At 69.6% G+C, this 25,486-nt stretch carries 24 protein-coding genes; 14 read left to right on the forward strand and 10 right to left on the reverse strand.

The window, feature by feature from the left end; genetic code table 11:
* Nucleotides 1-143 precede the first annotated feature (143 nt).
* Genes C556_RS22625 through C556_RS20535 form a run of 3 tightly spaced genes read left to right on the forward strand, consistent with a single transcriptional unit; the run spans nt 144 to nt 2,892 of the window.
* Nucleotides 144-1,181 carry an ABC transporter substrate-binding protein gene (locus C556_RS22625; protein WP_018748944.1) on the forward strand — a complete coding sequence of 346 codons (1,038 nt, stop codon included), beginning with the start codon at nt 144-146 and terminating at the stop codon, nt 1,179-1,181.
* Nucleotides 1,181-2,047 (forward strand): ABC transporter permease, encoded by an 867-nt coding sequence (locus tag C556_RS22630; protein WP_018748945.1) that lies wholly within the window; start codon nt 1,181-1,183, stop codon nt 2,045-2,047. Before C556_RS22625 ends, C556_RS22630 begins: the two co-directional genes overlap by 1 nt.
* Nucleotides 2,044-2,892 carry an ATP-binding cassette domain-containing protein gene (locus C556_RS20535; RefSeq protein WP_018748946.1) on the forward strand — a complete coding sequence of 283 codons (849 nt, stop codon included), beginning with the start codon at nt 2,044-2,046 and terminating at the stop codon, nt 2,890-2,892. The genes C556_RS22630 and C556_RS20535 overlap by 4 nt, the downstream gene beginning before the upstream one ends.
* On the opposite strand, the gene C556_RS0114345 is transcribed toward C556_RS20535, so the two are convergent.
* The 5 genes from C556_RS0114345 to C556_RS0114365 all read right to left on the reverse strand — a co-directional run bounded on the left by C556_RS0114345 (nt 2,846) and on the right by C556_RS0114365 (nt 6,676).
* A complete protein-coding gene (locus tag C556_RS0114345; RefSeq protein ID WP_018748947.1) occupies nt 2,846-3,394 on the reverse strand; it encodes a type 1 glutamine amidotransferase domain-containing protein in 549 nt (182 codons plus the stop codon). The genes C556_RS20535 and C556_RS0114345 overlap by 47 nt on opposite strands.
* A gap of 193 nt (nt 3,395-3,587) precedes the next feature.
* On the reverse strand, nt 3,588-3,914 hold the full coding sequence (locus C556_RS0114350; RefSeq protein WP_018748948.1) for a tetratricopeptide repeat protein: 327 nt from the start codon (nt 3,912-3,914) through the stop codon (nt 3,588-3,590).
* Between the two features lie 229 nt (nt 3,915-4,143).
* A complete protein-coding gene (locus tag C556_RS0114355) occupies nt 4,144-4,920 on the reverse strand; it encodes a ferredoxin--NADP reductase (protein WP_018748949.1) in 777 nt (258 codons plus the stop codon).
* Between the two features lie 80 nt (nt 4,921-5,000).
* Nucleotides 5,001-5,930, reverse strand: a complete 930-nt coding sequence (locus C556_RS0114360; protein ID WP_018748950.1) for an electron transfer flavoprotein subunit alpha/FixB family protein — start codon at nt 5,928-5,930, stop codon at nt 5,001-5,003.
* Complete coding sequence (locus C556_RS0114365) at nt 5,930-6,676, reverse strand: electron transfer flavoprotein subunit beta/FixA family protein (RefSeq protein ID WP_018748951.1); 747 nt, start codon at nt 6,674-6,676, stop codon at nt 5,930-5,932. Before C556_RS0114365 ends, C556_RS0114360 begins: the two co-directional genes overlap by 1 nt.
* Before the next feature lie 253 nt (nt 6,677-6,929).
* Here C556_RS0114365 and C556_RS0114370 point away from each other — a divergent pair, with 253 nt between their 5' ends.
* The 5 genes from C556_RS0114370 (at nt 6,930) to C556_RS0114390 (ending at nt 12,881) form a co-directional block, all read left to right on the forward strand.
* Nucleotides 6,930-7,844, forward strand: a complete 915-nt coding sequence (locus C556_RS0114370; protein WP_018748952.1) for a LysR family transcriptional regulator — start codon at nt 6,930-6,932, stop codon at nt 7,842-7,844.
* A 131-nt stretch (nt 7,845-7,975) separates the two neighbouring features.
* Complete coding sequence (locus C556_RS0114375; RefSeq protein ID WP_018748953.1) at nt 7,976-9,625, forward strand: electron transfer flavoprotein-ubiquinone oxidoreductase; 1,650 nt, start codon at nt 7,976-7,978, stop codon at nt 9,623-9,625.
* Nucleotides 9,626-9,803: 178 nt separating this feature from the next.
* On the forward strand, nt 9,804-11,420 hold the full coding sequence (locus C556_RS21785) for a GGDEF domain-containing protein (protein ID WP_018748954.1): 1,617 nt from the start codon (nt 9,804-9,806) through the stop codon (nt 11,418-11,420).
* Nucleotides 11,417-12,502 carry a tetratricopeptide repeat protein gene (locus tag C556_RS21790; protein ID WP_018748955.1) on the forward strand — a complete coding sequence of 362 codons (1,086 nt, stop codon included), beginning with the start codon at nt 11,417-11,419 and terminating at the stop codon, nt 12,500-12,502. The genes C556_RS21785 and C556_RS21790 overlap by 4 nt, the downstream gene beginning before the upstream one ends.
* Nucleotide 12,503: 1 nt before the next feature.
* Complete coding sequence (locus tag C556_RS0114390) at nt 12,504-12,881, forward strand: glyoxalase superfamily protein (RefSeq protein ID WP_018748956.1); 378 nt, start codon at nt 12,504-12,506, stop codon at nt 12,879-12,881.
* Between the two features lie 92 nt (nt 12,882-12,973).
* On the opposite strand, the gene C556_RS0114395 is transcribed toward C556_RS0114390, so the two are convergent.
* A complete protein-coding gene (locus C556_RS0114395; protein ID WP_018748957.1) occupies nt 12,974-14,407 on the reverse strand; it encodes an aminotransferase-like domain-containing protein in 1,434 nt (477 codons plus the stop codon).
* 177 nt (nt 14,408-14,584) lie between these two features.
* Here C556_RS0114395 and C556_RS0114400 point away from each other — a divergent pair, with 177 nt between their 5' ends.
* The gene (locus C556_RS0114400; RefSeq protein WP_018748958.1) at nt 14,585-14,938 is read left to right on the forward strand and encodes a hypothetical protein; all 354 of its coding nucleotides are present in this window, start codon (nt 14,585-14,587) and stop codon (nt 14,936-14,938) included.
* Between the two features lie 35 nt (nt 14,939-14,973).
* Here C556_RS0114400 and C556_RS0114405 read toward each other — a convergent pair whose 3' ends face one another.
* Nucleotides 14,974-16,518, reverse strand: coding sequence for an MFS transporter (locus C556_RS0114405; protein WP_018748959.1), 1,545 nt, complete (start codon nt 16,516-16,518; stop codon nt 14,974-14,976).
* A 215-nt stretch (nt 16,519-16,733) separates the two neighbouring features.
* Here C556_RS0114405 and C556_RS0114410 point away from each other — a divergent pair, with 215 nt between their 5' ends.
* Nucleotides 16,734-17,339 carry a TetR/AcrR family transcriptional regulator gene (locus tag C556_RS0114410; protein ID WP_018748960.1) on the forward strand — a complete coding sequence of 202 codons (606 nt, stop codon included), beginning with the start codon at nt 16,734-16,736 and terminating at the stop codon, nt 17,337-17,339.
* 57 nt (nt 17,340-17,396) lie between these two features.
* On the opposite strand, the gene C556_RS0114415 is transcribed toward C556_RS0114410, so the two are convergent.
* Together C556_RS0114415 and C556_RS0114420 are read right to left on the reverse strand one after the other, a co-directional pair.
* On the reverse strand, nt 17,397-19,421 hold the full coding sequence (locus C556_RS0114415) for a helicase-related protein (protein WP_018748961.1): 2,025 nt from the start codon (nt 19,419-19,421) through the stop codon (nt 17,397-17,399).
* A gap of 53 nt (nt 19,422-19,474) precedes the next feature.
* On the reverse strand, nt 19,475-20,326 hold the full coding sequence (locus C556_RS0114420) for an AraC family transcriptional regulator (protein ID WP_018748962.1): 852 nt from the start codon (nt 20,324-20,326) through the stop codon (nt 19,475-19,477).
* Nucleotides 20,327-20,449: 123 nt separating this feature from the next.
* Between C556_RS0114420 and C556_RS0114425 the strand changes: the two genes are divergently transcribed.
* Nucleotides 20,450-21,169 (forward strand): sugar isomerase domain-containing protein, encoded by a 720-nt coding sequence (locus C556_RS0114425; RefSeq protein ID WP_018748963.1) that lies wholly within the window; start codon nt 20,450-20,452, stop codon nt 21,167-21,169.
* 1 nt (nt 21,170) lies between these two features.
* Here the strand turns inward: C556_RS0114425 and C556_RS0114430 are convergent, their stop codons facing one another.
* Nucleotides 21,171-22,448 (reverse strand): MFS transporter, encoded by a 1,278-nt coding sequence (locus C556_RS0114430; RefSeq protein WP_026263109.1) that lies wholly within the window; start codon nt 22,446-22,448, stop codon nt 21,171-21,173.
* Between the two features lie 108 nt (nt 22,449-22,556).
* Here C556_RS0114430 and C556_RS0114435 point away from each other — a divergent pair, with 108 nt between their 5' ends.
* From C556_RS0114435 to C556_RS0114445, 3 genes are all read left to right on the forward strand, one after another.
* Entirely contained in the window at nt 22,557-23,171 is a 615-nt protein-coding gene (locus C556_RS0114435; protein ID WP_018748965.1) for a TetR/AcrR family transcriptional regulator, read from the forward strand.
* 399 nt (nt 23,172-23,570) lie between these two features.
* The gene (locus C556_RS0114440; protein WP_157236196.1) at nt 23,571-24,899 is read left to right on the forward strand and encodes a hypothetical protein; all 1,329 of its coding nucleotides are present in this window, start codon (nt 23,571-23,573) and stop codon (nt 24,897-24,899) included.
* A gap of 46 nt (nt 24,900-24,945) precedes the next feature.
* Entirely contained in the window at nt 24,946-25,485 is a 540-nt protein-coding gene (locus tag C556_RS0114445; RefSeq protein ID WP_026263110.1) for a GTP-binding protein, read from the forward strand.
* Nucleotide 25,486: the final 1 nt, after the last annotated feature.

Here is a 25,486-nt window from a genome sequence, read left to right on the forward strand (position 1 = left end):
CCACGCGGTGTCGCTGGTCGCTTACGGTATTTATACCGTGGCGCGACCAGCTCCTGGCGCGGCATCCCGAACTGCATCGAACGCTGTCGCGACACAATTGATGACACGCCCTATGCTGATGCATCGTCCCCTGGAGGTCAGCCATGTTCCGTCCCATCGTCCTGCCATTGCTGGGATTGGCGCTTACCGCAGCCGTGGCGGCCGCCCCGGCCAGCGCCGCTTCGACGGCATCCCCCTGGTGCCAATCCGGCAAGCCGGTCAAGGTGGCCGGGCTGAACTGGGAAAGCGGCGAGCTGCTGACCGAGCTGCTGAAAACCGTGCTGGAGCAGGGATACGGCTGCCGGGTGGAGCTGGTGCCCAGCACCACCATCACCATCGAGCACGCGCTGGCGCAGAACGATATCCAGGTGGTGGCCGAGGAGTGGGTGGGCCGCAGCGAGATCTGGAACAAGGCGGCGGCCGCCGGCAAGGTGAAGGGCGTGGGGCGGGTGATCGTCGGCGCGTCCGAGGGGTGGTACGTGCCGGAATACGTGGTCAAGGGCGACGCGGCGCGCAAGATCCGGCCGGTGGCGCCACAGCTGGCGTCGGTGCGCGACCTGCCGAGCTACAAGCAGCTGTTCCGCGACAGCGAGGAGCCGGCCAAGGGGCGCTTTCTCAACTGCCCCAGCGGCTGGAGTTGCGAGGGCGTCAACAGCCAGAAGCTGAAGGCGTACGGGCTGACCGACAGTTACGTCAACTTCCGTACCGGCAGCGGCGCGGCGCTGGATGCCGCCATCGCCTCGGCCTACCAGCGCGGTCAGCCGGTGCTGTTCTACTACTGGGCGCCGACCGCGCTGATGGGCAAGTACCGCTTCGTGCGACTGGCCGAGCCCGCCTACAACGAGGCGTGCTTCGCCACGCTGACCGACCGCAATCATCCCAAGCCCTGCGGGTCTGCCGCGCCGGAGGCGCTGATCCAGACCGGCGTATCGCGCGCCTTCCACGACGCCGACCCGGTGCTGATGGGCTTCCTGACCCGCTTCAACGTGCCGCTGCCGTTGCTCAACGCCGCCCTGGCCGAGATGGTCGAGCGCAAGGACACCCCGGCCGAACAGGCGCGGCGCTTCATGACGGCGCATCCCGAGGTGTGGCGCGACTGGGTGCCGCAAGACGTGGCCGAGCGCCTGGGTGCCAGGCGCTAGTGGCGTTCTTCGCCACCTTCGACCTGCGCGAGCCGATCAACCGGGCGGTGGAGACGCTGGTCGAGCGCCATGGCGACCGCCTGCACGCACTGAACGACCTGCTGCTCCAGGGGCTGTTGCTGCCGCTGGAGCGCGTACTGCGCCAGGCGCCGCCGTGGTTGGTGCTGCTGGCGGTGCTGCTGCTGGCGTGGCGCGCCACCGGGCGCTGGCGGGTGGCGGCGACGCTGACGGTGGCGTGCTACCTGATCGGTTGCTTCGGCCTGTGGGACGCGCTGATGCAGACGCTGGCGCTGGTCCTGGTCGCCACCGCGCTGGCCGTGCTCCTCGGCCTGCCGCTGGGCATCGCCATCGCGCATTCGCGCCGTCTGCGCGCGGTGGTGCTGCCGGTGCTGGACGTGATGCAGACGCTGCCCACCTTCGTCTACCTGATCCCGGCGGTGATGCTGTTCGGCCTGGGCAAGGTGCCGGCCATCCTCGCCACCGTGGTCTACGCCATCTGCCCGCTGGTGCGGCTGACCGACCTCGGCCTGCGCCAGGTGGACCCCGAGGTACAGGAGGCCGCGCGCTCGTTCGGCACCACGCGCTGGCAACTGTTGCTGGGCGTGCAGTTGCCGCTGGCGTGGCCCAGCATCCTGGCCGGGGTGAACCAGACGGTGATGATGGCGCTGGCGATGGTGGTGGTCGCCTCGATGATCGGCGCGCGCGGTCTGGGCGAGGAGGTGCTGGCCGGCATCCAGACGCTGGACGTGGGGCGCGGTTTGCAGGCGGGGCTGGCCATCGTGCTGCTGGCGGTGGTGATCGACCGGGTGACGCAGGGCTTCGGCCGCGGCCGCCGCCCCGACGGCGAGCCGGGAGCGCGGCCGTGAACGGGCGCATCGCGCTGCGCCACGTCAGCAAGGTCTACGGCGCCGATCCGCGCACGGCGCTGTTGCTGTTGGCCCAGGGCGCGGACAAGCAGCGGGTGCAGGCCGAGACCGGCCAGCATGTCGGGCTGTACGACGTGTCGCTGTCGATTCCGGCCGGCGGCATCTACGCCATCATGGGCCTGTCGGGCTCGGGCAAATCCACCCTGGTGCGACATATCAACCGGCTGGTCGAACCCAGCGCCGGCCAGGTGCTGATCGACGGCGAGGACGTGCTGGGCTTCGGCGCCGCCCGCCTGCGCGAACTGCGGCGGCGTCGCATCAGCATGGTGTTCCAGCATTTCGGGTTGCTGCCGCACCGCAGCGTGCTGGACAACGTGGCGTTCGGCCGGCGGGTGCGCGGCGAATCGCGGCGCCAGGCGCAGGAGGCCGCGCGCGGCTGGCTGGCGCGGGTGGGGCTGTCCGGCCACGAGCACGATTATCCCGACCAGCTTTCCGGCGGCATGCGCCAGCGCGTCGGCCTGGCGCGGGCGCTGGCCAGCGACACCGACATCCTGCTGATGGACGAGCCGTTCAGCGCGCTGGACCCGCTGCTGCGCGACGACCTGCAAACGCAGTTGCTGGCGTTGCAGGCCGAGCTGGGCAAGACCATCGTCTTCATCACCCACGACGTGGAGGAGGCGTTCCGCCTGGGCCAGCGCATCGCGCTGCTGCGCGACGGCCGGCTGGTACAGGAAGGCGAGCCCGAGGCGGTGCGGCAGGCGCCGGTGGACGACTACGTGGCCCGCTTCCTGGCGCGGGTCAATGGTGGCAGCGTTCCGAGATCAACTGGATCAGCTCGCGGTTGAAGGCCGGCAGGTCGTCGGGCTTGCGGCTGCTGACCCAGTTGCCGTCGCGCAGCACTTCCTTGTCCAGCCAGTGACCGCCCGCGTTCAGCACGTCGTCCTTCAGCGACGGCCAGCTGGTCAGGGTGCGGCCGGCGACCAGGCCGGCCGAGATCAGCAGCCACGGCCCGTGGCAGATCACCCCGATCGGTTTTTCGTCCGCCTGGAAGGCGCGCACCAGTTGCTGCGCCTGCGGGTCGACGCGTAGCGCGTCGGCGTTGAAGGTGCCGCCGGGCAGCACCAGCGCGTCGTAGTCGGCCGCGTCGGCATCGTGCAGCGCCTGCTCCACCACGAAGGCGTCGCCCGGTTCGGCGTGATGCATGCCGTGCACTGGCCCCCGACGCGGCGACACCAGCGTGACCGTCGCCCCGGCCGCCTCCAGCGCCGCGCGCGGCCCGGTCAGTTCCACCTGCTCGAACAGGTCGTCGACCAGGATCGCCACCTTGATTCCTGCCAAATGCGTCATGGAAACCTCCATCGGTGCGCCCGGCGGAATACCGGGCATCGCGCAAAGGTGGAGCAGGGATCGTGCCGGGGAAGTGGCGCCGGAGCGGCAGCGGCGAGGCGCTCGCATGCGTCGGGCGGCAGGTAGGTTTTACATGGCGGGTGTAGAAGCAGGCCGGGTGTTGGCGCAATAGGCCGAAGGCGGCGATCGCCGTTCAGCCCGCCGCTTTGTCCAGCCGCTTGAGGAACACCTTCATCTCGCGCGCGGTCTGCACGTCGCCGCGGGCCTCGGCGACGTCGATGCCTTGCTGGAAGGTCCGGCGCGCGGCGTCGCGCTCGCCCTGCTCGGCCAGCGCTTTGCCCAACAGCTTGTAGGCAGCGGAATAGCGCGGGTCGTGGACGATGGCGGCGCGCAGGTGTTCGACGGCGGCCGCGCCCTGGCCGTCGGCCAGCAGTGCCTGGCCCAGGCCGAAGCGCAGCAGGGCGTTGTCGCGGCCTTGTTCCAGCAGGCGGGTCAGCGCGGCGATCTGGGTGGTGTGCATGGCGGGTTTTGGGGGGGGAAGTTGAAACCCCACGTCCTGAACCACAGAGAACACGAAGAGCACGGAGATACACAGAGAAAGCCGGAACGAGCGGGCAATCTGGCAGTGCGCCCAATCGATCTTGTCTTTCTCCGTGACCCCTCCGTGTTCTCAGTGTTCTCTGTGGTTCAAGACGTGGGGTTTCAGTGTCGATTCCAGCTTCGGTTTCGATAAACCGCCGCCAGCGGCGTCACTTCTCGACGAAGGCGCGTTCGATCACGTAGTCGCCCGGCATGCCGATGCGCTTGGAGACCTGGAAGCCGCGCGCGTCGAGCAGCTTGCAGGTGTCTTCCAGCATGGCGGGGCTGCCGCACAGCATGGCGCGGTCGGTTTCGGGGTTCAGCGGCGGCAGGCCGATGTCCTCGAACAGCTTGCCCGACTCGATCAGGTCGGTCAGGCGGCCCTGGTTGCGGAAATCCTCGCGGGTGACGGTCGGGTAGTAGATCAGCTTCTCGCGCACCGCGTCGCCGAAGTATTCGTTCTTGGGCAGCTGGTCCTCGATGAACTGGGCGTAGGCCAGTTCGCTCACCGTGCGCACGCCGTGGATCAGGATGATCTTCTCGAAGCGCTCGTAGGCGTCCGGGTCCTGGATCAGGCTCATGAACGGCGCCAGGCCGGTGCCGGTGGAAAGGTAGTACAGGTTCTTGCCCGGCTTGAGGTCGGACAGCACCAGGGTGCCGGTGGGCTTGCGGCTGACCAGCAGTTCGTCGCCGACCTGGATCGTCTGCAGGCGCGAGGTCAGGGGGCCGTCGGGCACCTTGATGCTGAAGAATTCCAGGTATTCCTCGTAGTTCGGGCTGGCGATCGAGTAGGCGCGCATCAGCGGCTTGCCGTTCACCATCAGACCGATCATCACGAACTGGCCGTTTTCGAAGCGCAGGCCGGGGTCGCGCGTGGTCTTGAAGCTGAACAGCGTGTCGTTCCAGTGGTGAACCGAGAGAACGCGCTCGGAGGCGAAGGCACTCATTGCGAAATCCTGAATGAACCCGGCGGGGCCGGGACGATGGCATCGATGGAAAAGGCGGCGCGTCCGGGCGCCGCCCGGTATCAGTTCTTCAAAGCGGCGGTCAGTTGCGGCACCGCTTCGAACAGGTCGGCGACCAGGCCGTAGTCGGCCACCTGGAAGATGGCGGCGTCGGGGTCGTGGTTGATCGCCACGATCACCTTGCTGTCCTTCATCCCGGCCAGATGCTGCGCCGCGCCGGACACGCCGGCCGCGATGTACAGCTCGGGCGCGACCACGGTGCCGGTCTGGCCGATCTGGATGTCGTTGGGGGCGAAGCCGGCATCGACGGCGGCGCGGGTGGCGCCCAGCGCGCCGTTCAGCAGTTGCGCCAGCGGGCCGAGCACTTCCTCGAACCGCTCGCCCAGGCTGCGCCCGCCGGAGATCACCACGCGGGCGGTGGCCAGCTCGGGGCGGTCGGACACATTGCGGGTCTCGCCCACCCAGCGCGACAGGCCGCTGGCGGCCGGGGCGGCCAGCGTCACCACTTCGGCGGCACCGCCCGTTTCGGCGGCGGCAAAGGCGGTGGTGCGCACGGTCAGCACCTGGATCGGATCGCTGCTTTCCACCGTGGCCAGCACGTTGCCGGCGTAGACCGGACGCACGTAGGTGGCGGGGGCGGTGATGGCGATCACGTCGGCCAGCATTGCCACGTCCAGCAGCGCGGCGGCGCGCGGCAGGGCGTTCTTGGCGAAGGCGGTATGGCCGGCCAGCACCACCTTGTAGTCGCGCGCCAGATTGACGATGGCGGCGGCCACGTCCTCGGCGAGCGGATGTTCGAATTGCGGCGCGTCCACGCGCAGCACGCGCGCCACGCCGGCGACCTGGGCCGCGTGGCCGGCCACGGCGGCGGTGTCGGCGCCCAGCAGCAGCAGATGCACCGGCAGGCCCCAGGCCTGGGCGGCGGTCACGGCCTGGCGGGTGGCCTGCTTCAGGTGCTGGCCGTCGTGTTCGGCAAGGATCAGGACGCTCATCACACCACCTTCGCTTCACGCAGTTTCTGGGCCAGTTCGGCCACGCTGTTCACCTTCACGCCGGGTGCGCGGTGCGGCGGCGTCGCCACCTTCAGGCGCTTCAGGCGCGGCGCGGCATCCACGCCCAGGCCGTCGGCGGTCAGCTGCTCGATCGGCTTCTTCTTGGCCATCATCAGGTTGGGCAGCTTGACGAAGCGCGGCTCGTTCAGCCGCAGGTCGGCGGTCAGCACCGCCGGCAGCTTCAGCGCCACGGTCTCGGTGCCGCCATCCACTTCGCGCACCACTTCCACTTCGTCGCCCTGCACGGTGACGGCGGAGGCGAAGGTGCCCTGCGCGGCGCCGAGCAGCGCGGCCAGCATCTGGCCGGCCTGGCCGGCGTCGTCGTCGATGGCCTGCTTGCCCAGCAGGATCAGGCCGGGCTGTTCGCGCTCGACCACGGCCTTCAGCAGCTTGGCCACGCCCAGCGGTTGCAGCTCGCCGTGGGCCTCGACCAGCACGGCGCGGTCGGCGCCCATCGCCAGCGCGTGGCGCAGCACGTCCTGTGCCACGGCCTCGCCCAGGGTGACGGCGACGATCTCGGTGACCACGCCGCGTTCCTTCAGGCGCAGTGCTTCTTCCACCGCGATCTCGTCGAAGGGGTTGATGCTCATCTTCACACCCGCGGTCTCCACGCCGGAGCCATCGGGCTTGATGTGGACCTGCACGTTGTGATCGACAACGCGCTTTACGGCCACCAGTGCTTTCATGGGTGAAACCTCCTTGGATTCGCGTCCCGCCCGCCGGCCCGCTGGGGCACGGCGATCGCGCGGGCCGCGACACTGTTCGATACGAAGCTGCTGCGCGTTTCCCTCTCTCTGGCCGGCCGCGGTGAAAACCCGGGGCGGGCGGGGAAAACTGTTCGTGGTCTCCGATTTGCCGTGAATTATATGGGCCGTTAGAATATCTGTGAAGTGGATTTATTAGATCGTTTCCATCTGAGTAAATGATATGAGATATACCTTGCGACAGCTCGAGATCTTTGTCGCGGTCGGGCGGCTGGAGAACGTCTCCAATGCCGCGCGCGAACTGAATCTGTCGCAATCGGCCACCAGCACCGCCCTGGGCGAGTTCGAGCGGCAGTTCGGCTGTCAGATGTTCGACCGGGTGGGCAAGACCTTGCAGCTCAACACGCTGGGCCGGCGGCTGCTGCCGCGCGCCGCCGCGCTGATCGACCAGGCCGCCGAGATCGAGGCTCTGCTGGAAGGCCGCGAGGGTTTCGGCGCCCTGCACATCGGCGCCACGCTGACCATCGGCAACTACCTGGCCACCATCCTGATCTCGCAGTTCATGCAGCAGCACCCGGAAAGCCGGGTGAAGCTGGACGTGCACAACACCGCCACCGTGGTGCAGCAGGTGGCCGACTACGCGCTCGACCTGGGGCTGATCGAGGGCGAGAGTCACCATCCCGAGCTGGAGGTGGAAAGCTGGGTGGCCGACGAGCTGGTGGTGTTCGCCGGCCCCGACCATCCGCTGGCGAAGCGGGGCTCGGCCAGCGTCGAGGAACTGCTGGCCGAGCCGTGGATCCTGCGCGAGCACGGCTCGGGCACGCGCGAGACCTTCGACCACGCTTTTCGCCCGCACCGCCCGCGGCTGAACATCCGCCTTGAGCTGGAACATACCGAGGCGATCAAGCGTGCGGTGGAATCCGGACTGGGCATCGGCTGCATTTCGCGGCTGGCGTTGCGCGAGGCATTCCGCCGCGGCAGCCTGGCGCCGATCGAGGTACCGGCGCTGGACCTGCGCCGCCAATTCCACTTCGTCTGGCACAAACAGAAGTACCAGACCCCCGGCATGCGCGAATTCCTGGCACTGTGCCGCGGCATGACCGCCAACGTGCAGCGCAGCGACGAGATCGAACTGCCCTATATTCCTTGATACTTGGGAAGGGGGAAGAGGGAAGGGAGAAGGGTAAGATCCGCAGCACCAGCGGGAGCGGCTGTTGGTGTTGACGTTACCCTTCCCCCTTCTCCCTTCCCTCTTCCCATCCCTCTTCCCCTGGAGCAACCATGCAACGTGACGTGATGAACTACGACCTGCTGATCGTCGGCGCCGGCCCGGCCGGGCTGGCGGCGGCGATCCGCGCCAAGCAGCAGGCCGCCGCCGCCGGGCGCGAGGTGGGCGTCTGCGTGCTGGAGAAAGGCGCCGAGGTGGGCGCGCAGATATTGTCCGGCGCGGTGATCGACCCGCGCGCGCTGGACGAACTGATTCCCGACTGGCGCGAACAGGGCGCGCCGATGACCACGGCGGTGACGCAGGACGAATTCCTGGTGCTGGACGAGGATCGCGGCTACACCCTGCCGGGCTGGGGCCTGCCGCCGATGCTGCGCAACCACGGCACCTACATCGCCAGCCTGGGCGAGGTCTGCCAGTGGCTGGCGCAGCAGGCCGAGGCGCTGGGCGTCGAGATCTACGCCGGCTTCTCCGCCGCCGAGGTGCTGTACGACGAACAGGGCCGCGTGGCCGGCGTGATCACCGGCGACATGGGACGCGACGCCCACGGCAAGGAGACCGCGCAGTTCGCCGCCGGCATGGAGATCCGCGCCCCGTACACCCTGTTCGCCGAGGGCGCGCGCGGCTCGCTGACGCGCCAGCTGGAAGAGACGCTGCAACTGCGCGCCGACAGCGGCCCGCAGAAGTTCGGCATCGGCATCAAGGAAATCTGGCGCGTGCCGGCCGAGCGCCACGTGCCCGGCATGGTGCGCCACACCCTGGGCTGGCCGCTGGACAACCGCACCGGTGGCGGCTCGTTCATCTATCACTACGGCGAGCAACTGGTGGCCATCGGCTTCGTGGTGCACCTGGACTACGCCAACCCGCACCTGTCGCCGTTCGACGAATTCCAGCGCTTCAAGACCCACCCGGCGATCCGGCCGTTGCTGGAAGGCGCCGAGCGCCTGAGCTACGGCGCGCGCGCCATCAGCGAAGGCGGCATCCAGGCGTGGCCGAAGCTGGTGTTCCCCGGCGGCGCGCTGATCGGCTGCGGCGCCGGCATGATCAACCTGCCGCGCATCAAGGGCACGCACAACGCGATGAAGTCCGGCATGCTCGCCGCCGAGGCTGCCGTGGCCGCCATCGTCGCCGGCCGCGCCCAGGACGAACTGACCGACTACCCGACCGCGCTCACCGCGTCGTGGGCCGGCCAGGAGCTGGATTCGGTGCGCAACATCAAGCCGATGTTGTCGCGCTTCGGCACCGTCGGCGGCATGATGGCCGCCGGTGTGGAGATGTGGCTGAGCGCGTTCGGCGTGCGCCTGCCGTGGACGCTGCGTCACCGCAAGCCCGACCACGCCTGTCTGCGGCCGGCCGACGAGATGCCGAGGATCGCCTATCCCAAGCCCGACCACGTGGTCACCTTCGACCGCATGAGCTCGGTGGCGCTGTCCAACCTGGCGCACGACGCCAACCAGCCCTGTCACCTGACGCTGAAAGACCCCGCCGTGCCGGTGGCCGTCAATCTGCCGCGCTGGGATGCGCCGGAGCAGCGCTACTGCCCGGCCGGCGTCTATGAAATCGTGCGCGATGCGACAGGCGCGCGTTTGCAGATCAATGCGCAGAACTGCGTGCACTGCAAGACCTGCGACATCAAGGACCCCACGCAGAACATCGTCTGGGTGACGCCCGAGGGCGGCAGCGGCCCGGTCTACAGCGCCATGTGACGGTGGCCGCCCCGGTTGCGACCGGGGCGGGCCACTGCCGGACATTGCGGCGGTGTCCGGCGCCCCGTGGCCCGGACGCCGGTTCGCCCCGATGGCCCGCGCGGCGGTGCCGGCTTGCAAAGCGCTGTCGCGAGGGGCAACATCCGACGCAAATCCAAGTGAAGTCGTGCCGGAACAGATGGCGACCCCCGCCGCAGCACCACCCCCTTCCTCGCTCCCCATCGAAATCGATGCCCTGCTGGGCGAAGCCGCCGCCGCCGAGGCGGCCGGCGACCCGCTCCGCGCCGCGGCGCTCGCCGGCCGCGCGCTGGCGTCGACCCGCCGCGTCGCCGGCGCCGAGACCCTGTACGCCCGCGCCGTGCTGTGCCGGGCGAGCGCCCAGCTGGCGCTGGGCCAGGCCGACGCCGCGCTGGCCGGACTGCAACGGCTGTCGACCACCCGCCATCCCCCCGAGTTGTCGGTGCCGCTGCACCTGGCGCTGGGCCGTGCGCACGCGGCGGGCGGCGACGCCGGTTCCGCGATGGCGCTGTGGTCGCGCGGCCTGGAGCTGGCGCTGGACGCCGGCCGGTTCGACCCGTGCGCCGAAGCCTGCATCGAGATCGGTGCGCTCTACCTGGCCCACGGCAACCAGGACTACGCCTTCCGCTACCACGACCTGGCGGCGCAGCTGGCCGAGGACGACACCCTGTACGTGCGCGCCCACGTCGGGCTGGCCGCCGCGCTGATCGCACTGGCCCAGCCGCAGATGGCGCACGCCGCGCTGGACGTGGCGCAACGGCGGCTGGTGCTGCCGCGGCACCGGCCGTGGCAGGCGCAGATCCAGTTCCACCTGGGCACGCTGGCCGATGGCGACACGGTGCGCGCCGAGGCGCATTTCCAGTCGGCGCTGGCGCTGTACCGCGACAGCGGCAACACCGCCGGCCAGGCGGCCGCGTTGCTGGCGCTGGGCCGGCTGGCGCAGGCCGACGGTGCGCACGACAGGGCCGAGCACCATCTGCTGCGCGCGGCGGCGCTGGCCGACGACCAACGCGCGGTGTCGCTGGCGGTCGAGGTGCAACTGGCGCTGTCGCAGCACTACGAAGCGCGCGGCGACGACGCCCGCGCCACCCGGCATTACCTCGAATTCCATGCGTTGTACGAGCGGCTGCACCAGGGCGACCGCCGCAGCGGCGTCATTTCCGGGCGACGGCTGGCGGCGACCGAGATGCGGCTGCGGTTGCTGACGTCCGAGATCGAACTGTCGCAACTGCGCGAGGAGAGCGACGCCGGGCGCGAGCGCATGCAGCAGCTGGAACAGGCGGTGTACCGCGACGGCCTGACCGGCGCGCTCAACCGCCGCGCGCTGGCGGAACAACTGCCGCAGCTGCTGGACGAGGCCGAGGCGCGCCAGCTGCCATTGTCGGTGCTGCTGATCGATTTCGACCGCTTCAAGCAGGTCAACGACCAGCATTCGCACGCCACCGGCGACGCCGTGCTGCGCGAGGCGGCGCGGTTGTTCGGCCTGGGCCGTGCCGATGGCGACCTGCTGCTGCGCTACGGCGGCGAGGAATTCTGCCTGGTGCTGCCCGGCGCCGACCAGGCGGCGGCGGTGGCGCAGGCCGACCAGTTGCGCGCCCGCATCGCCGACCACGATTGGGAACAGTTGTCGCCGGCGCTGATGGTCACCCTCAGCATCGGCGTGGCGCAGGCCCAGCCCGGCGACAACGCGGAGATCCTGTTGTCGCGCGCCGACCTGGCGCTGTACCTCGCCAAGCGCAGCGGTCGCGACCGCGTTGCCGTGGAGCCCGCGCAATGACCCCGCTGGACGCATTCCGCGACGAGCTGCGGCCGCTGGCCGTCGCCGCCGCCAACGGTTCGCCCGAACCGCCCGCGGTGGCGGCCGACCTGGTGGCGCGGGCGCGCCGCTTCGGTGATCCGGCCACGCTCGCCTGCGCCCTGGTCACGCTGGGGCACGCCCACCAGCACGTCGGCGCGCTGGCCGACGCCCAGGCCGCGTTCCGCGCCGCCGTGCCGTTGTACGCCCAGGCCGGCGACGAGCACGCCAGCGTCGAGGCGCAGGTGGAGCTGGGCTACTCGCACTACGCCGCCGGCGAATATCCGCGCGCGCTCGCCACCTGGCTCGACAGCCTGGAACAGGTGCGCGAGCGGCGCGACCTGCACCACGGCACCCGCGTCTACCTGGGCGTGGGCAAGGTGTACTACGCGCTGGAGGACTTCGGCAGCGCGCTGCGTTACCACGAACTGGCGCTGCAACTGGTGCGCGGCCTGGATTCGCCCAAGCTGTGCTGCGAGGTGCTGATCAACATCGCCGGCGACGCCTATCGCCAGCAGCACTTCGACCGCGCCCAGCGCGCGCTGGCCGAGGCCGCCGAGCTGCTGGCCGGGCCGGTGTCCAACCATGTGTGGGAGGCCGAGGTCGAGTCCTACCTGGGGTTGATCCACTTCGCGCGCGGCGAATACCCGGCGGCGCGCGAAAAGCTGGACCACGCCTTCGCCATCCACCAGGAAAACCAGAACCTGTGGGGCAAGAGCCACGTGCTGCTGGCGCTGGGCCGCACCCACGCGCGGCTGGGCGAGCTGGAGCGCGCCGAAGCGTGCCTGACCAGCGCCGACGAACTGGCTGGCCAGGCGCGACTGGACAACGTGTCGCGCCAGGCCGCCGAGCTGCTGGCCGATCTGGCGCAGCGCCGTGGCGATTTCGCCGCCGCCCTGCGCTATTGCAAGCGGGTGCACGCGCTGGTGGCCGGCGAACACGCGGCGCCGCCGGCGCTGCACCTCGGCCGCCAGGTGACCGAGCGCCTGCGCCGCGGCGTGCTGCGCCTGCGCATGGAGCACGCACGGCGGCGGCTGCAATCCACCTCTGGCGCCAAAGGCTGACATGACCACGTTCCACGCCACCATCCCGTTGCTGCGCATCTTCGACATCGCCAAGGCGCGCGCCTTCTACCTCGATTACCTGGGTTTCCGGGTGGATTGGGAACACCGCTTCGCGCCGGACCTGCCGCTGTACATGCAGGTAACGCGCGGCGCGCTGACGCTGCACCTGACCGAGCACCACGGCGATTGCTGCCCTGGCGCGGCGGTGTTCATCCGGACCGATGGCGTCGACGCGCTGCACGCCGAGCTGGCCACGCGCGACTACCCCTGGCTGCGGCCGTCGGTGGAAGTGGCGCCCTGGGGCGACCGTCTGCTCAAGCTGACCGATCCGTTCGGCAACCGGCTGCTGTTCAACGAGCCGGAGCCGGCCACGCCTTAAGGCCGCCAACAAAGCCCTCCTGGCGGCGTGGCACGTACTGTCTGCGTTTCGCGCTTCTCACCGGGACCGCTTCCTGGGCTTTTTCGTGGTGCTTAGCCGGCCCGCCGCACCACCTCCGCCAGCCGGCGCAGCGCCTGATCCAGCGCGCGGGTGTAGGGGAAGCCGCAACTCAGGCGGATGAAGCCGTCGAAACGATTGGAGTTCGAGAACATCAGCCCCGGCGCGATGCGGATGCCTTCGCCGAGTGCGGTGTCGAACACCCGCGCCGACGAGCAGCCCTGCGGCATCTCCACCCACAGCCCGAACCCGCCCTGCGGCACGCTGAGCCGGGTGCCGGCCGGGAAGTAGCTGGCGATGGCCTCGGCCAGTTGCTCGCGCTGGTCGCGCAAGGTGGCGCGCAGCCGTCGCAGGTGCCGGTCGTAGGCGCCGGACGCCATGAAGTCGGTCACCGTCAGCTGCGGCAGCGCCTCGTTGGGGCGGGTCTGGGTGAACTTGAGCATCTCCACCCGATCCTGCCAGCGCCCGGCGCTGATCCAGCCCAGCCGCATCCCCGGTGTCAGCGATTTGTGCAGCGATGCACAGTGGATCACCCCGCCGTCGCGGTCCCACGCCTTGAGCGCCGACAACGGCGCGTCGTGATCGCTGGTGGCCGAATAGGTGTCGTCCTCGATCAGCGCGATGCCCTGCTCGGCGCACCAGCGCACCAGCCGTTCCTTGTGCGGGTCCGGCATCACCGCGCCCAGCGGGTTCTGCAGATTGGGCACCACCACCACCCCGGCGATGCGCTCGTAGGTCTGCGCCGCCAGCTCCAGCGCCTCCAGCGAGATGCCGGTCTGCGGGCTGGTGGGGATCTCCAGCGCGCGCATGCCCAGGCTTTCCAGTACCTGCAACAGCCCGTAGAAACCGGGCGACTCCACCGCGATCACGTCGCCGGGCTGCGCCACCGCGCGCAGCGCCAGGTTCAGCGCCTCGATACAGCCCTGGGTGATCAGCACTTCGTCGGCGGTCAGGTTCATCCGCGCCGCCAGCGCGCGCTTGGCCAGCACCGCGCGGAACTCGGGCACGCCCAGCGTCGGCACGCTCTGGCCGAACAGTTCGGGGTGATGGCGCAGCGCGCGGATCGCGGCGTTTTTGAGCGGCTCGGTGGGATAAAGGCCCGGCGCGCCGGAGGCGCCGGCCAGGTTGGTATGCACCGCCGCCGCCTGGCCGCGCGCCACGATGTCGGACACCCGTTGGTGGATGCCGACGTAACGCGCCGGGTCGGGCAGGGTGGCGCTCGGTTCGCTGGCCGGCGCCAGCGCGGCGCGCGCCGGCGGGCGCACGAAGTAGCCGGAGCGTGGCCGCGCCTCCAGCACGCCGCGGCTTTCCAGGTGGCGGCACGCCTGGAGCGCGGTGGACAGGCTGACATCGTGGCGCTGCATCAGCACCCGCACGCTCGGCATGCGTTCGCCCGGCCGCAGCGTGCCGGACTGGATCGCGTGCAGATAGTGGCTGGCGAGCTGGCGGTAGAGCGGTTCGGTATCCATCGCCCGATTGTGCGCCCGGCCGGTGGACCGCAACACATACAGATGCATGGGCGGTGTATCGCAACAGGACGGCGTGGCGGCGTCTGTTGCGGGTCGGGCCGGCGCGGCGTGTGCCTGGGCGCGGCGGGGGTGGCTGCGCAGAATGGATCGGGTCCAGAACCGCTCCAGGAGCCCAGCATGCGCCAGCCCATCGACCTCTTTCTCGCCGCCGGCCAGAGCGCCCGCTGCTATGTCGAACGCGACGCGGTGTGCCACGTGGTCAGCGGCGTGCTGCGCTGGACCGCCGGGCCGCGCTGGCTGGGCGAACTGCCGTTCGACGACCCCTGCCTGCTGCAAGCCGGCATGGTGCGGCGACAGGCCGACGCCGGCTGGGTGACGTTGTACGCCGAAACCCCCGTGCGGCTGCGTTGCCACGGCCTGAGCCCGGTGCCTGCGCGCGGCCGGCTGCGGATCGGCTGGCGCGCGCGCCTGGCCGGCGGCTGGCAGGGGCTGGCCGCCAGCCTGCTCTGGCGCCGCGCGCGGCCGGAGTAGGGCGCGGCGGGCGTCCTGTCCGACCGTGATCCGGTTTATTCGCCCGCGTTGCCCTGGGCCACCGCCGGCTGCGGCATCGCCAGCGCTTGCGGCGCATGGGCGCGGCGCAGCGTCAGGTAGGCGACCGCCCCGAACAGCGCGGTCATTGCGGCCAGCGCCAGCGTCATCACCTGGAACGCCTGGCCGTAGATCGCCAGCCATTGCGCGTGCGCCACGCCTGGCCACAGCGCCTGCGCCTGCGGCAGGTCGGCGGCGGCCAGGGCGTTGGCCAGCGGCACCAGCGGCGGCTGGCCGTGCAGTTGCGTCGCCAGCCCGGCCTGCAACGCGCCCACCAGCACCGCGCCGACGATGGCCAGCGACAGCGATTCGCCCGCCACCCGCACCGTGGCGAAGAAGCCGGTGGCCATGCCGGCGCGCTCGCGCGGCACCACGCTGATCGCCAGGTCGTCCATCAGGCCCCACGGCAGGCCCGCGCCGATGCCGGTCAGCAGCAGTGGCCAGATGAAGTCGCCGGTGGGCGCGCCCGGCGGCACCAGCGCCAGCCACAGCAGCGCCAGCGCCGAGATGGCGAAGCCGGTCAGGCACAGCGCCGCGGCGCTCACCCAGCGGGTGAGCAGTGCGCCGAGGAACGGCACCACCAGCATCGGCGCCGACAGCGGAATCATCATCGTGCCGGCGCGCACCGGGTCGTAGCCTTCGATACCGATAAAGCGGATCGGCAGGATGATCAGCGGCACCACGAAGCTGAACGCGGTGCCGAACGGCAGCGCCTGCGCGCCCAGGAAGCGGCGGTTGCGGAACAGCGACAGATCCAGCATCGAGCGCGGATGGGTGCGTTCCACCTGGATGAAGGCGGCCAGCAACGCCAGCGCACCCAGCAGCAGGCCGATCACCAGCGGGCTGGTCCAGCCGATCTGCGGGCCTTCCATGATGCCCAGCGTCAGCAGCAGCAACATGCCGGTGAAGGTGACGGTGCCCCACACATCGACGCCCTTGGCGCCCGGATCGCGCGATTCGTGCATGCGCGGCACGCCGACCGCCAGCACCACCACGCTTATCAGCACGCTGGTGGCGAAGATCGCGCGCCAGCCGAACTGCTCGATCAGGAAGCCGGCCCACACCGGGCCGAACGCCAGGCCGACGCCGAAACTGGTGCCGAGCAGGCTGTACGCCTGGGTGCGCGCCTTGCCGTCGAACGCGTGCGCCAGCGATGCCGATCCGCCCGCCATCGCGGTGGCGGCGGCCACGCCCTGCAAGGCGCGCAGCGCGATCAGCGACGGCAGGTCCGGCGCGAACACCTGCGCCAGCGACAACAGCCCGAACGCGGCGATGCCGTTGCGGAACATGCGCTTGCGGCCGAAGCGGTCGGCCAGCGCGCCGGCCGCCATCACTGCGCTGCCGAACGCCAGGATGAAGCCGTTGACCACCCAGGTCAGCGCCAGCGCGCTGCCGCCCAGGTCGCGGCTGATGGCCGGGATGGCAATGCCCGGCGCGGTGAAGCTCAGCGGCATCATGATGCCGGCCAGGCACACCGCGGCCAGCACCAGCCACTTGCCCGAATGGGGTTCCGTCTGTGTCATGTGTGTCTCCGTGGTAAGGGTTCCGGCCGCTTCGTCGGTGGCCTGTAAATTTGTAGTGATCGACACAAATATGATTGGGGCAGCCCAATCGGCCTGTCAAACTGTTTCTGTTATGATCGTTACAGAATTAAGTCCGACGAGCCGCGACCCGCTGATTTGGCTGGGGAAAACGCTTGTCGGGCGACACATGGAAACCGGGAAGACCGGAGGTGGATATGGCCGAACGAGGCCGCCCGCGCTGCTTCGACCGTGCCGAAGCGCTGCGCCGGGCGATGGAAGTGTTCTGGAAGCACGGCTACGAAGGCAGTTCGCTGGCCAGCCTGACCGAGGCCATGCAGATCAACTCGCCCAGCCTGTACGCGACCTTCGGCTCCAAGGAGGCGCTGTTCAAGGAGGCGCTGGACCAATACGACCGCGAGGAAGGCGGCGGCGTGGCCAGTATCCTGGCCGGACACCGCGATACCCGGGCGGCGTTCGCGGCGATGCTCGAATCCAGCGCGCAGTGCTTCACCACGCCCGGCCGCCCGGCCGGCTGCATGTCGCTGTCGGCGCTGAACTGTACGCCCAGCAATGCCGGCATCTGGGAGCACCTGCACCAGCGGCGCGCGCGCGGGCAGGCGGAACTGCGCGAGCGGCTGGCGCGCGGCGTCGCCGAGGGCGACCTGCCGCCCGGCGCCGATCTCGACGCGATGGCGACGTTCTACGCCGCGGTGCGCCAGGGCATGTCGGTGCAGGCGCTGGACGGCGCCAGCCGCGACACGCTCCAGAGCATGGCGCGCGCGGCGATGCTGGCGTGGGATGGGCTGGCGGGCGCCGGCTGAGCGGCCTTCAAATTCGGGAAACGTTGTCGAGCCGTCCTGGCATGCAGGACCGGCGCCTCAGCCGCGTCGTGGCCCGCCCCGCCCCTGACGCGGTGGCGCGCCACGCCGCGCCGGCTGTCCCGGCCGCTTGCCGCGGGCGCGCTGGGTGTTCTGCGCCTGCAACAGCGCGTCGATCTTTTCCGAGGTCGATTGCATCAGCACCTGCGCCAGTTCCTCGTGCGGGAAGGTGTCCGGCATGCGGTAGCCCAGCCACGCGTAGGCCGAGTACAGCTTGCAGGTGTCCTCCAGGAATTGCAGTTCGTTGCGGCCGAAAGTGCCTTCCATGCGCAGCAGCGGCGCCTGCTTTTTCGAGGCGCGCGCGGCGGCCCAATCCTGTAGGGCGCGTTCCAGCATCGGGATCTTGGTCGACACCGGGCACAGGCTGAGGGTGAAGCGGTCGGCCAGCGACAGGTTCAGCTGGTCGAGCCAGCGCGCCTTGTCGATCTGCTCGGACAGGTTGGCCGGCAGGAAGAATTCGTCGTGCACGTTGATGTGCTTGGCGAACAGCTCCAGCAGCGGTTGCAGCCGTGTTTCGCCGGTGGCGGCGGAAATCTGCGTCAGGTAGTCCAGGTTGGGCGCGACGAAGAAGCCGGCGCCGGGCAGCGGCTCGGGCTGCTGCCGCAACAGCGCGGCGATGGTCTTGTGGGTGGTGGCGTCCAGCCCGGCGACGTGCCCGGCCTCGTGCACGCCGTAGCGGCCGGCGCGGCCGGCGATCTGTTTGGCCAGCGCGGCGGAGATGGTGCCCTCGGCGTAGCCGTCCCATTTGCTGGCGGTGGTGAAGATCACCCGCCGCGCCGGGGTGTTCAGGCCCATGCCGATGGCGTCGGTGGCGACCACGATCTGCGTCTCGCCGTCGATGAAGCGCTCAGCCTGCGCCTGCCGCACTTCCGGCGACAGGTTGCCGTAGATGGCCGAGACGCGGAAGCCCTGCTCGATGGCCTGGTCGCGCCAGTTGAGCACCTCGCGGCGCGAGAACGCGATCAGCACGTCGCCCGCCTGCAGGTTGCGCAGCGAGCCGAGCGGCTGGCGTTCCATCTCCAGCGGCGACTTGCGTTGCAGTTCGCGCACTTCCAGCGTACCGCCCACGCGCTTCACCAGCGCCTCGACCGCCTCGCGCGCCTCCAGCGCGCCCAGCAGGTAGACGGTGGCCGCCGGCACGCCGCACACCGCCGCCGTCCACGCCGCGCCGCGATCCGGGTCGTCCAGCAGCTGGATCTCGTCGATCACCGCCACTTCCACCGGGCGGTTGGGGTTGAGCATCTCCACCGTGCTGGCGACGTGGGTGGCGTCGGGGTGCAGCTTGCGCTGCTCGCCGGTGATCAGGCTGACCGCCACGCCGGCCTCGCGCAGTCGGGTGTAGTTCTCCAGCGCCAGGAGCCGCAACGGCGCCAGGTAGACGCCGCTGGCGGCCTGCGACAGGTGCTCCATCGCGGCGTGGGTCTTGCCCGAGTTGGTCGGGCCGAGGATGGCGATGAAGTGGCGCTGCATCGCCTGCGCGGTGGTGAACGATTCGGGGTACAGCGACAGGTCGACCGCGTCGCGGGTCTTTTCCGCCTGCCGCGTGGCGGCGTTGCGGCCGTCGGCGGCGGCGATGCGGTCCAGCGCCAGCGTGCAGCGGGTCTGTGCGCGCTCGTACTTGGCCTGGAACGCATGCAGCGCGCTGGCCGGGTCCAGGTCGCCGCTGCGGGCGATGTCCAGTACCCGCAGCGCGCAGGCGCGCAGTTGCGTCTCCAGCTTGTCGCGCGCCGCCGGGTTCCAGCGCGCCTGCAACAGCGCCAGCCGTTCGTTGTCCGGCAGCCGCCGCCATTTGTTGGTCTTGCCGAGGAAGCCTTCGTCCGGCACCAGGTGGTACGGCACCCGCAACCCGTCCACCTCGATCTCGCCCGCCACCGAGACAGCGTAGCTGTTGTCGGTGGTGACCAGGGTGGCGTGGTGCGCGGCCAGATAGTCGGCCAGCGCGGCCTGGGCGGTGTCGGCGGTGTCGGCGGTGTCGGCGAGTTCGGTCGGAAGGTCTGTCGGAAGATCGGTGGGGGAGGCGGTCATGGGGCGGTTTCGATGCGGGATGGCGCGCAGTGTACCGGCAGCGCGCGCCGGCATCATCGCGCGGCGACGGTCGCCTGGCGCAGACGGCGGAATTGCGCCGGCGTCATGCCCTTCTGCGCGCGGAACTGGCGGTGGAAATTGCCGGGGCTGGCGAAGCCGCTGGCCTGCGCCACGTGTTCCACCGGCAGCCGGCTGCTCCAGAGCAGGTGGCAGGCGCGGCCGATGCGCAGCCGTTGCAGATAGCGGCCGAACGGCTCGCCCAGGCCGGCGTCGAACCGTCGCCGCAGGCTGGCCACCGACAGGCCGCAGTGCGCGGCCACCGTTTCCTGGGTCAGCGCCTCGGTGTAGTGCGCGTGCATGTATTCCAGCATCTGCCTGAGCTGGGCATCCAGCGGCTGCGGTGGGCCGCCGCTCAGCCCGAGCGGCGTAGCCCGGTCGTCGGCCGCCAGCTCGGCGACGATGGCGAACAGCAGGCCCAGCCGCGCCAGCGCGCCGGCGTCGCGCAGGGCGCGGCACAGCGGCAGGCACGCCAGGGCGGTGGCGGGCGAGAACTGCAGACCGCCGGCGGCGCGGCCCAGCAGCGCCACCAGTGCCAGGCTTTCGAGCACGCCCGCTTCGACCAGCCGCTGCGCCCAGCCGGCCGGCAGCAGCAGCACGTGCACTTCGTGCGCGTCGCCGCGCGACGATTGCCAGGTGTGGGGAACGCCGGGCGGAATCAGTACCAGGTCGGGCGAGGTGTAGTCGTCGATGCGGTCGCCGAGATAGCGCTGGCCGCCCTGGTCGAGCGTCAGCGTCAGCTCGAAGTCGCCGTGGTAGTGCCAGTCGAATTCCAGGGCCGGCAGGTCGAAATGCGCGTCGTACCAGGAATGTCCTGGCGCGCGTGGCGGATTTTGCTGGCGCAGCATGACTTCTCCGGATGGATGACGCGGCCGGGGCCGTACCGATTGTGCACAAAAGGGGATCGATCGGCGAGTTCGCGGCGGCGAGGTGGTTTAACAATGAAGGCACCAACCAACCGGGAGCTTTCCATGTATGCATTCATCGAACAGGCGGTGCCGCGGCTGCAGGCCGTGCTGGAATTGCAGCGCGCCGCCATCGACCAGGCGGTGGAGAAGATCGTCGAGGCGGTGGCCGCCGACCGCCTGCTCTACGCCTTCGGCACCGGGCACTCGCACATGATCCCGATGGAGCTGTTCGGCCGCGCCGGCGGGCTGGCCAATGTGTGCGCCATGCTCGACGAAAGCATCCTCAACGGCGCCGGCGCCACCCGCAGCAGCCGCATGGAGCGCCTGAGCGGGCTGGCCGACATCCTGTGGGACGAGTACGGCGTGGCGAGCGGCGACGTGCTGCTGCTGGTGTCCAACTCCGGCTTGAACGCGTCGGTGGTGGAGATGGCGCAGCGGGCGCGCGCCGAGGGGGTGTTCTGCATCGCGCTGACCTCACTGACGCAATCGCGCGCCAACACCTCGCGCCATCCCAGCGGCGCCAAGCTGTACCAGCTGGCCGACGTGGTGATCGACAACGGCGCGCCCGACGGCGACGCGCTGCTGCACTACGGCGGGCTGGGCACCGGCGCGTTTTCCAGCTTCGTCGGCATCGCGGTGGCCGAGGTGCTGGTGGCCGAGACGGTGCGACGCTGCGTCGAGCGCGGCATCGCGGTGCCGCTGTTCCAAAGCCAGAACACCGACCGCGTCACCGACAACGACGCGCTGTTCCGCCGCTACAAGCCGCGCATCCGCCACCTGTGATTCAGGCGGCCGCCAGCGCGGGCGCCGGGCGGCGATGCACGCGCAATGCCACCAGCGCCGCCACCACGCACAGGCCGCCCGAGATCCAGGTCGCCACCGTGTACGACCCCAGGCTGCCGCGCAGCAGGCCCGCGCCCAGCGCGGCGAAGGCGGCGCCCAGCTGGTGGCCGGCGACGATCCAGCCGAAGATCACCGGCGCATCGCGGCTGCCGAAGCGGTCGGTGGTCAGGCGCACCGTCGGCGGTACGGTGGCGATCCAGTCCAGGCCGTAGAACATGGTGAACAACGGCAGGCCGAACACGCCCAGACCGAACGCGGTCGGCAGGTACAGCAGCGCCAGCCCGCGCAGGCCGTAGTACCAGAACAGCAGCACCCGCGGGTTGTAGCGGTCGGACAGCCAGCCCGACAGCGTGGTGCCGGCCAGGTCGAACAGGCCCATCACCGCCAGGATGCCGGCGCCCTTCACCGGCGTCAGGCCGAAGTCGCCGCACATGGCGATGAAGTGGGTGCCGATATAGCCGTTGGTGCTGGCGCCGCAGACGAAGAAGGTGAAGAACAGCAGCCAGAAATCGCGGGTGACCGCCGCGCGACGCAGCGCGTCGAAGGCGATGACGATCGGGTTGCGCGCCAGCGGCGCGGCGTCGGAGGCGTCGGCGGCGGCGCCGTAGGACGCGAGCCCGACGCTGGACGGGCGCTCCGGCAGCAGCCACGCCACCAGCGGCACGATCAGCGCCGCCGCGCCGGCCACCACCAGCACCACCGGCCGCCAGCCGTGGCGTTCGGTCAGCGCCGCCAGCAGCGGCAGGAACACCAGCTGGCCGGTGGCGGAGCTGGCGGTGAGCAGGCCCATCGCCAAGCCGCGTCGCTGGGCGAACCAGCGGTTCACCACGGTGGCGCCCAGCGTCATCGCGGTGGCGCCGGTGGCGCAGCCGACCACCACGCCCCAGATCAACTGCAACTGCCAGCTGGCCTGCATCAGGCTGGACAACGCTACCGCGCCGGCCAGGATGGTCAGCGCCACCAGCACGGTGCGGCGCAGGCCGAAGCGCAGCATCGCCGCCGCGGCGAACGGCCCCATCAGGCCGAACAGCGCCAGGTTGATCGACAGCGCCAGCGAGATGGTGGCGCGGCTCCAGCCGAAGTCGTGCTCCAGCGGCACCATCATCACGCTGGGCGAGGCCCGGGTGCCGGCGGTGACCAGCATGATCAGGAAAGTGATCGCGACGACGATCCAGGCGTAGTGCATCCGTCCCGCCAGACGCTGGGCAAGAGCCTGCATGGGGGTATCTCCAGGGATATTCTTGTTGGTGTTACCGATCGGTAACATCGGCTTGATGATGCTATGTACCGAGCGGTAACATGTCAAGCGTCATTCAGGAGCCGCAGCATGAGCGAATCTGGCAAGCCCGCCCGCACCGTGGTGGACGCCGCGTCGGCGTCCGCGCGCATCCTCGACGCCGCCGAGAGCCTGTTCTACCGCGAGGGCACGCGCGCCGTCGGGGTGGACGCGGTGGTCAAGCAGGCTGGCGTCAACAAGATGAGCCTGTATCGCCAGTTCAGCTCCAAGGACGAACTGCTGCGGCAATACCTGAAGCGGCGCGAAGCCATGTTCTGGGGCTACTTCGACGGCAGCGTGGGCCAGCACCCCGACGACGCGGCCGCCGCGCTGCGGCAGTACTTCAGCGACGTCACCGCCCGCGCCACGCGCGACGGTTATCGGGGCTGCCCCTTCGTCAACGTCGCCGCCGAATACCCCGAGCCGGATCACTTCGCGCGGCGCTTCGTCGCCGAGCACAAGCGGCAGCTGCTGGCCCGGCTGACCGCCCTCGCCGCCGCCGCCGGCGCGCGCGATCCGGCCGCGCTGGCCCGGGCGCTGGCGTTGTTGATCGAGGGCCTTTACACCGCCAGCCAGACCTACGGCACCGATTCCCCGGTGATGGCCGCCGTGCCGCAGGTGGCCGACCTCCTCATCGCCCAGGCGCTCGGCCGCGATCCCGCGTGAGTTGGAGCGCAGTGGGGGTGTCCGGCTTTCGTCATTCGCCTCCAGGTGCGCATGCCGGGAAAGCCTGACCGGCCCCTTCACGCCCCAATCGTCAACTTGAGCAAAATCCGTCTTTTCCCCACCTGGAAGGCCATATCATCGCAACGCGTCTTGGCCCGTTCTCGGGGCCACGCGCTCGGGTCAACGACCATCCTGGTGGCTGCCTGGAAAGCATCTTCGGTGCCTCTTCCCTGACGCTGCTTCAGGCCGTTACCCGACGGTGTAAGGACAGGTGGACGGCTCCATGCGGCAACCGGAACGCACGCGCTGAGACGGAGGTTTTCCTTCCGTCGTATTTCGGCGCGGAGAAGACCCCGGCTCTGCATGTCGGTCGGGAACGCGTGGGCGGGGGGAAAGACGGTGAAGCAGGAGAGTGGTGCTCGTTGTTTCTCGTTGTTTGCGGTCGGGTTTTCCGAGCGCACGCAGAGCATGCTGAAGACGGTGCTCGATCGCCATCAGGCGCCGCCTCACAAGTTTGTGTTTGCTCCGGCGGCCGATGCCGAGATCCTCATCGTCAATGGCGATTTTCCGCACGCTTCAGGCGTGGTTCACCGGATTCGCAACGAGCGCGCCTGCTCGGTCGTCGTATTCGGCAGGCTCTGGCGCAGCGATATTCCCGACGCGGAGTACCTGGCCAATCCCCTTTCACCTGGTGCTTTTCTCGAAACACTGCGTCGCATCGCCGATCGCATCCATCAGCCGGCCATGGTCAAGGACGAGGAGAAAGTCCAGGTGGCGAGGACCTTGCCGGCATCCCCGCCGCGCGCCGGATGCTTCCCTCTCCGAGTACGTGGGACGCCAGCTGAAACGAACGGAATGGGCGGCTCCGCCGCATCCATGCCGCACCCGCGGTTCAACCTGGGGCGGGCGGCGGCTCACATGGAGCACGACCTGGGAAGGCTCGATTTTCGCGGTTTCCTGCGAGATGCCGATTTCTCGGACGCTGAACAGGTGTCGTCGCTGTATCTGAACCTGGATGGTTATCTCGTACACCACATCAAGCAGGCGTTGGCCGCCAGGATTGATGAACCTGCAATCGTCGAATTGCTGATCAATGGTCAGTCCCTCGTGCTCGACCTCGAGCAGAACCGCTGGGGGGGCGAGTTCAACATGCAAGCGCTGCACAGGCTATGCCTTGCGCCGCTTTATACCCGGCCCCGGGTGCGGCGGCTCGCCGCATTCCCCAGCGGCACGCGCGTTCAGGGGCGTGCCGAGCAGGTTCAGGGCCAGATCGACTTTTCGGAAGGGACGCAGGTCATCGACAGCTATCGCACATATCGTGCGGAGTTCATCGTCGCGCAGATCGGCTTGTGGTGCGCTCGCGGCCATCTACCGGGCGGTACCCGGCTTCATGTGCCGGTACGTCTGCGGCACTGGCCGAACCTGCCCAACCTGCCTCGATCGCTGGGCGCGATGCAGATCGCGGCACTGTGGATGCAGTCCCGGTGTTCGCTGCTCCAGACCGTCGAGCGCACCGCGCTTCCACAGCGGCATGTCTTTGCCTTCTACGTGATCTGCGACAGCCTGGGCTTGCTCGAACACGCTCCCGGGGATTGCGCCGATGCGGGGATCGCGCGCCCGGCGGCGCCCGCGATCGGCAACGATGCCGCCGATTTCGACAGGGCGGCCCAACGTGGTTTCTTGCAGCGGTTGCTCGAGAAGGTGTGGCCTGTTGGTCAGGCAGAGTAGGCGTCCTGCGGTGGCCGGGGCGGGCGGAGAGGACAGGTAAAAGCCAATGGACCAATGCAAGCTCATATTCGCGGGCCCCGTCGGGGTGGGCAAGACGACTGCGGTGGCAGCGCTTTGCCATGGGCGGTTGCTCACGACGGAAGAAGATGCTTCCGATGTGACCAGGCTTCATAAGGACACCACCACGGTCGCCTTTGACTATGGCGTGATCGACCTCGATGGCGGTGATCGCCTGCACGTGTATGGCTTGCCGGGCCAGAAGCGATTCGACTTCATGTGGGAGATCCTGGCCAAGGACAGCCTCGGGCTCATCCTGCTGCTCGACAACAGCCGTTCCTCGCCATGCGCCGATCTCAAGTTCTATGTCGATGCGTTCCGTGGATTCATCGAACAGACCGGCCTCGTCGTCGGCGTCACCCGGACCGATAGCCATCCGTTGCCGGTGCTCGATACCTATCGCGCATCGCTGGCGGCACTCGGCTTCAAATCCTGTCCGGTCTTCGAAGTCGACCCGCGCATGCGGGAGAACGTCGTGATGATGGTGCAGGCGCTGCTCTACCAGTTGGCCCCCGAACTGGCCGGCTGAA

The sequence above is a fragment of the Chitiniphilus shinanonensis DSM 23277 genome (assembly GCF_000374805.1).
Classification (GTDB): Bacteria; Pseudomonadota; Gammaproteobacteria; order Burkholderiales; family Chitinibacteraceae; genus Chitiniphilus; species Chitiniphilus shinanonensis.

Coding starts and splice junctions, on each gene's coding strand:
- C556_RS0114345 (WP_018748947.1), bottom strand. CDS start 3,394: ATGACGCATTTGGCAGGAATCAAGGTGGCGATCCTGGTCGACGACCTG.
- C556_RS0114360 (WP_018748950.1), bottom strand. CDS start 5,930: ATGAGCGTCCTGATCCTTGCCGAACACGACGGCCAGCACCTGAAGCAG.
- C556_RS0114445 (WP_026263110.1), top strand. CDS start 24,946: ATGGACCAATGCAAGCTCATATTCGCGGGCCCCGTCGGGGTGGGCAAG.
- C556_RS0114430 (WP_026263109.1), bottom strand. CDS start 22,448: ATGCAGGCTCTTGCCCAGCGTCTGGCGGGACGGATGCACTACGCCTGG.
- C556_RS0114355 (WP_018748949.1), bottom strand. CDS start 4,920: ATGAGTGCCTTCGCCTCCGAGCGCGTTCTCTCGGTTCACCACTGGAAC.
- C556_RS0114410 (WP_018748960.1), top strand. CDS start 16,734: ATGGCCGAACGAGGCCGCCCGCGCTGCTTCGACCGTGCCGAAGCGCTG.
- C556_RS0114405 (WP_018748959.1), bottom strand. CDS start 16,518: ATGACACAGACGGAACCCCATTCGGGCAAGTGGCTGGTGCTGGCCGCG.
- C556_RS0114390 (WP_018748956.1), top strand. CDS start 12,504: ATGACCACGTTCCACGCCACCATCCCGTTGCTGCGCATCTTCGACATC.
- C556_RS21790 (WP_018748955.1), top strand. CDS start 11,417: ATGACCCCGCTGGACGCATTCCGCGACGAGCTGCGGCCGCTGGCCGTC.
- C556_RS22625 (WP_018748944.1), top strand. CDS start 144: ATGTTCCGTCCCATCGTCCTGCCATTGCTGGGATTGGCGCTTACCGCA.
- C556_RS0114415 (WP_018748961.1), bottom strand. CDS start 19,421: ATGACCGCCTCCCCCACCGATCTTCCGACAGACCTTCCGACCGAACTC.
- C556_RS0114425 (WP_018748963.1), top strand. CDS start 20,450: ATGTATGCATTCATCGAACAGGCGGTGCCGCGGCTGCAGGCCGTGCTG.
- C556_RS0114400 (WP_018748958.1), top strand. CDS start 14,585: ATGCGCCAGCCCATCGACCTCTTTCTCGCCGCCGGCCAGAGCGCCCGC.
- C556_RS21785 (WP_018748954.1), top strand. CDS start 9,804: ATGGCGACCCCCGCCGCAGCACCACCCCCTTCCTCGCTCCCCATCGAA.
- C556_RS0114365 (WP_018748951.1), bottom strand. CDS start 6,676: ATGAAAGCACTGGTGGCCGTAAAGCGCGTTGTCGATCACAACGTGCAG.
- C556_RS0114395 (WP_018748957.1), bottom strand. CDS start 14,407: ATGGATACCGAACCGCTCTACCGCCAGCTCGCCAGCCACTATCTGCAC.
- C556_RS0114435 (WP_018748965.1), top strand. CDS start 22,557: ATGAGCGAATCTGGCAAGCCCGCCCGCACCGTGGTGGACGCCGCGTCG.
- C556_RS0114350 (WP_018748948.1), bottom strand. CDS start 3,914: ATGCACACCACCCAGATCGCCGCGCTGACCCGCCTGCTGGAACAAGGC.
- C556_RS0114420 (WP_018748962.1), bottom strand. CDS start 20,326: ATGCTGCGCCAGCAAAATCCGCCACGCGCGCCAGGACATTCCTGGTAC.
- C556_RS0114375 (WP_018748953.1), top strand. CDS start 7,976: ATGCAACGTGACGTGATGAACTACGACCTGCTGATCGTCGGCGCCGGC.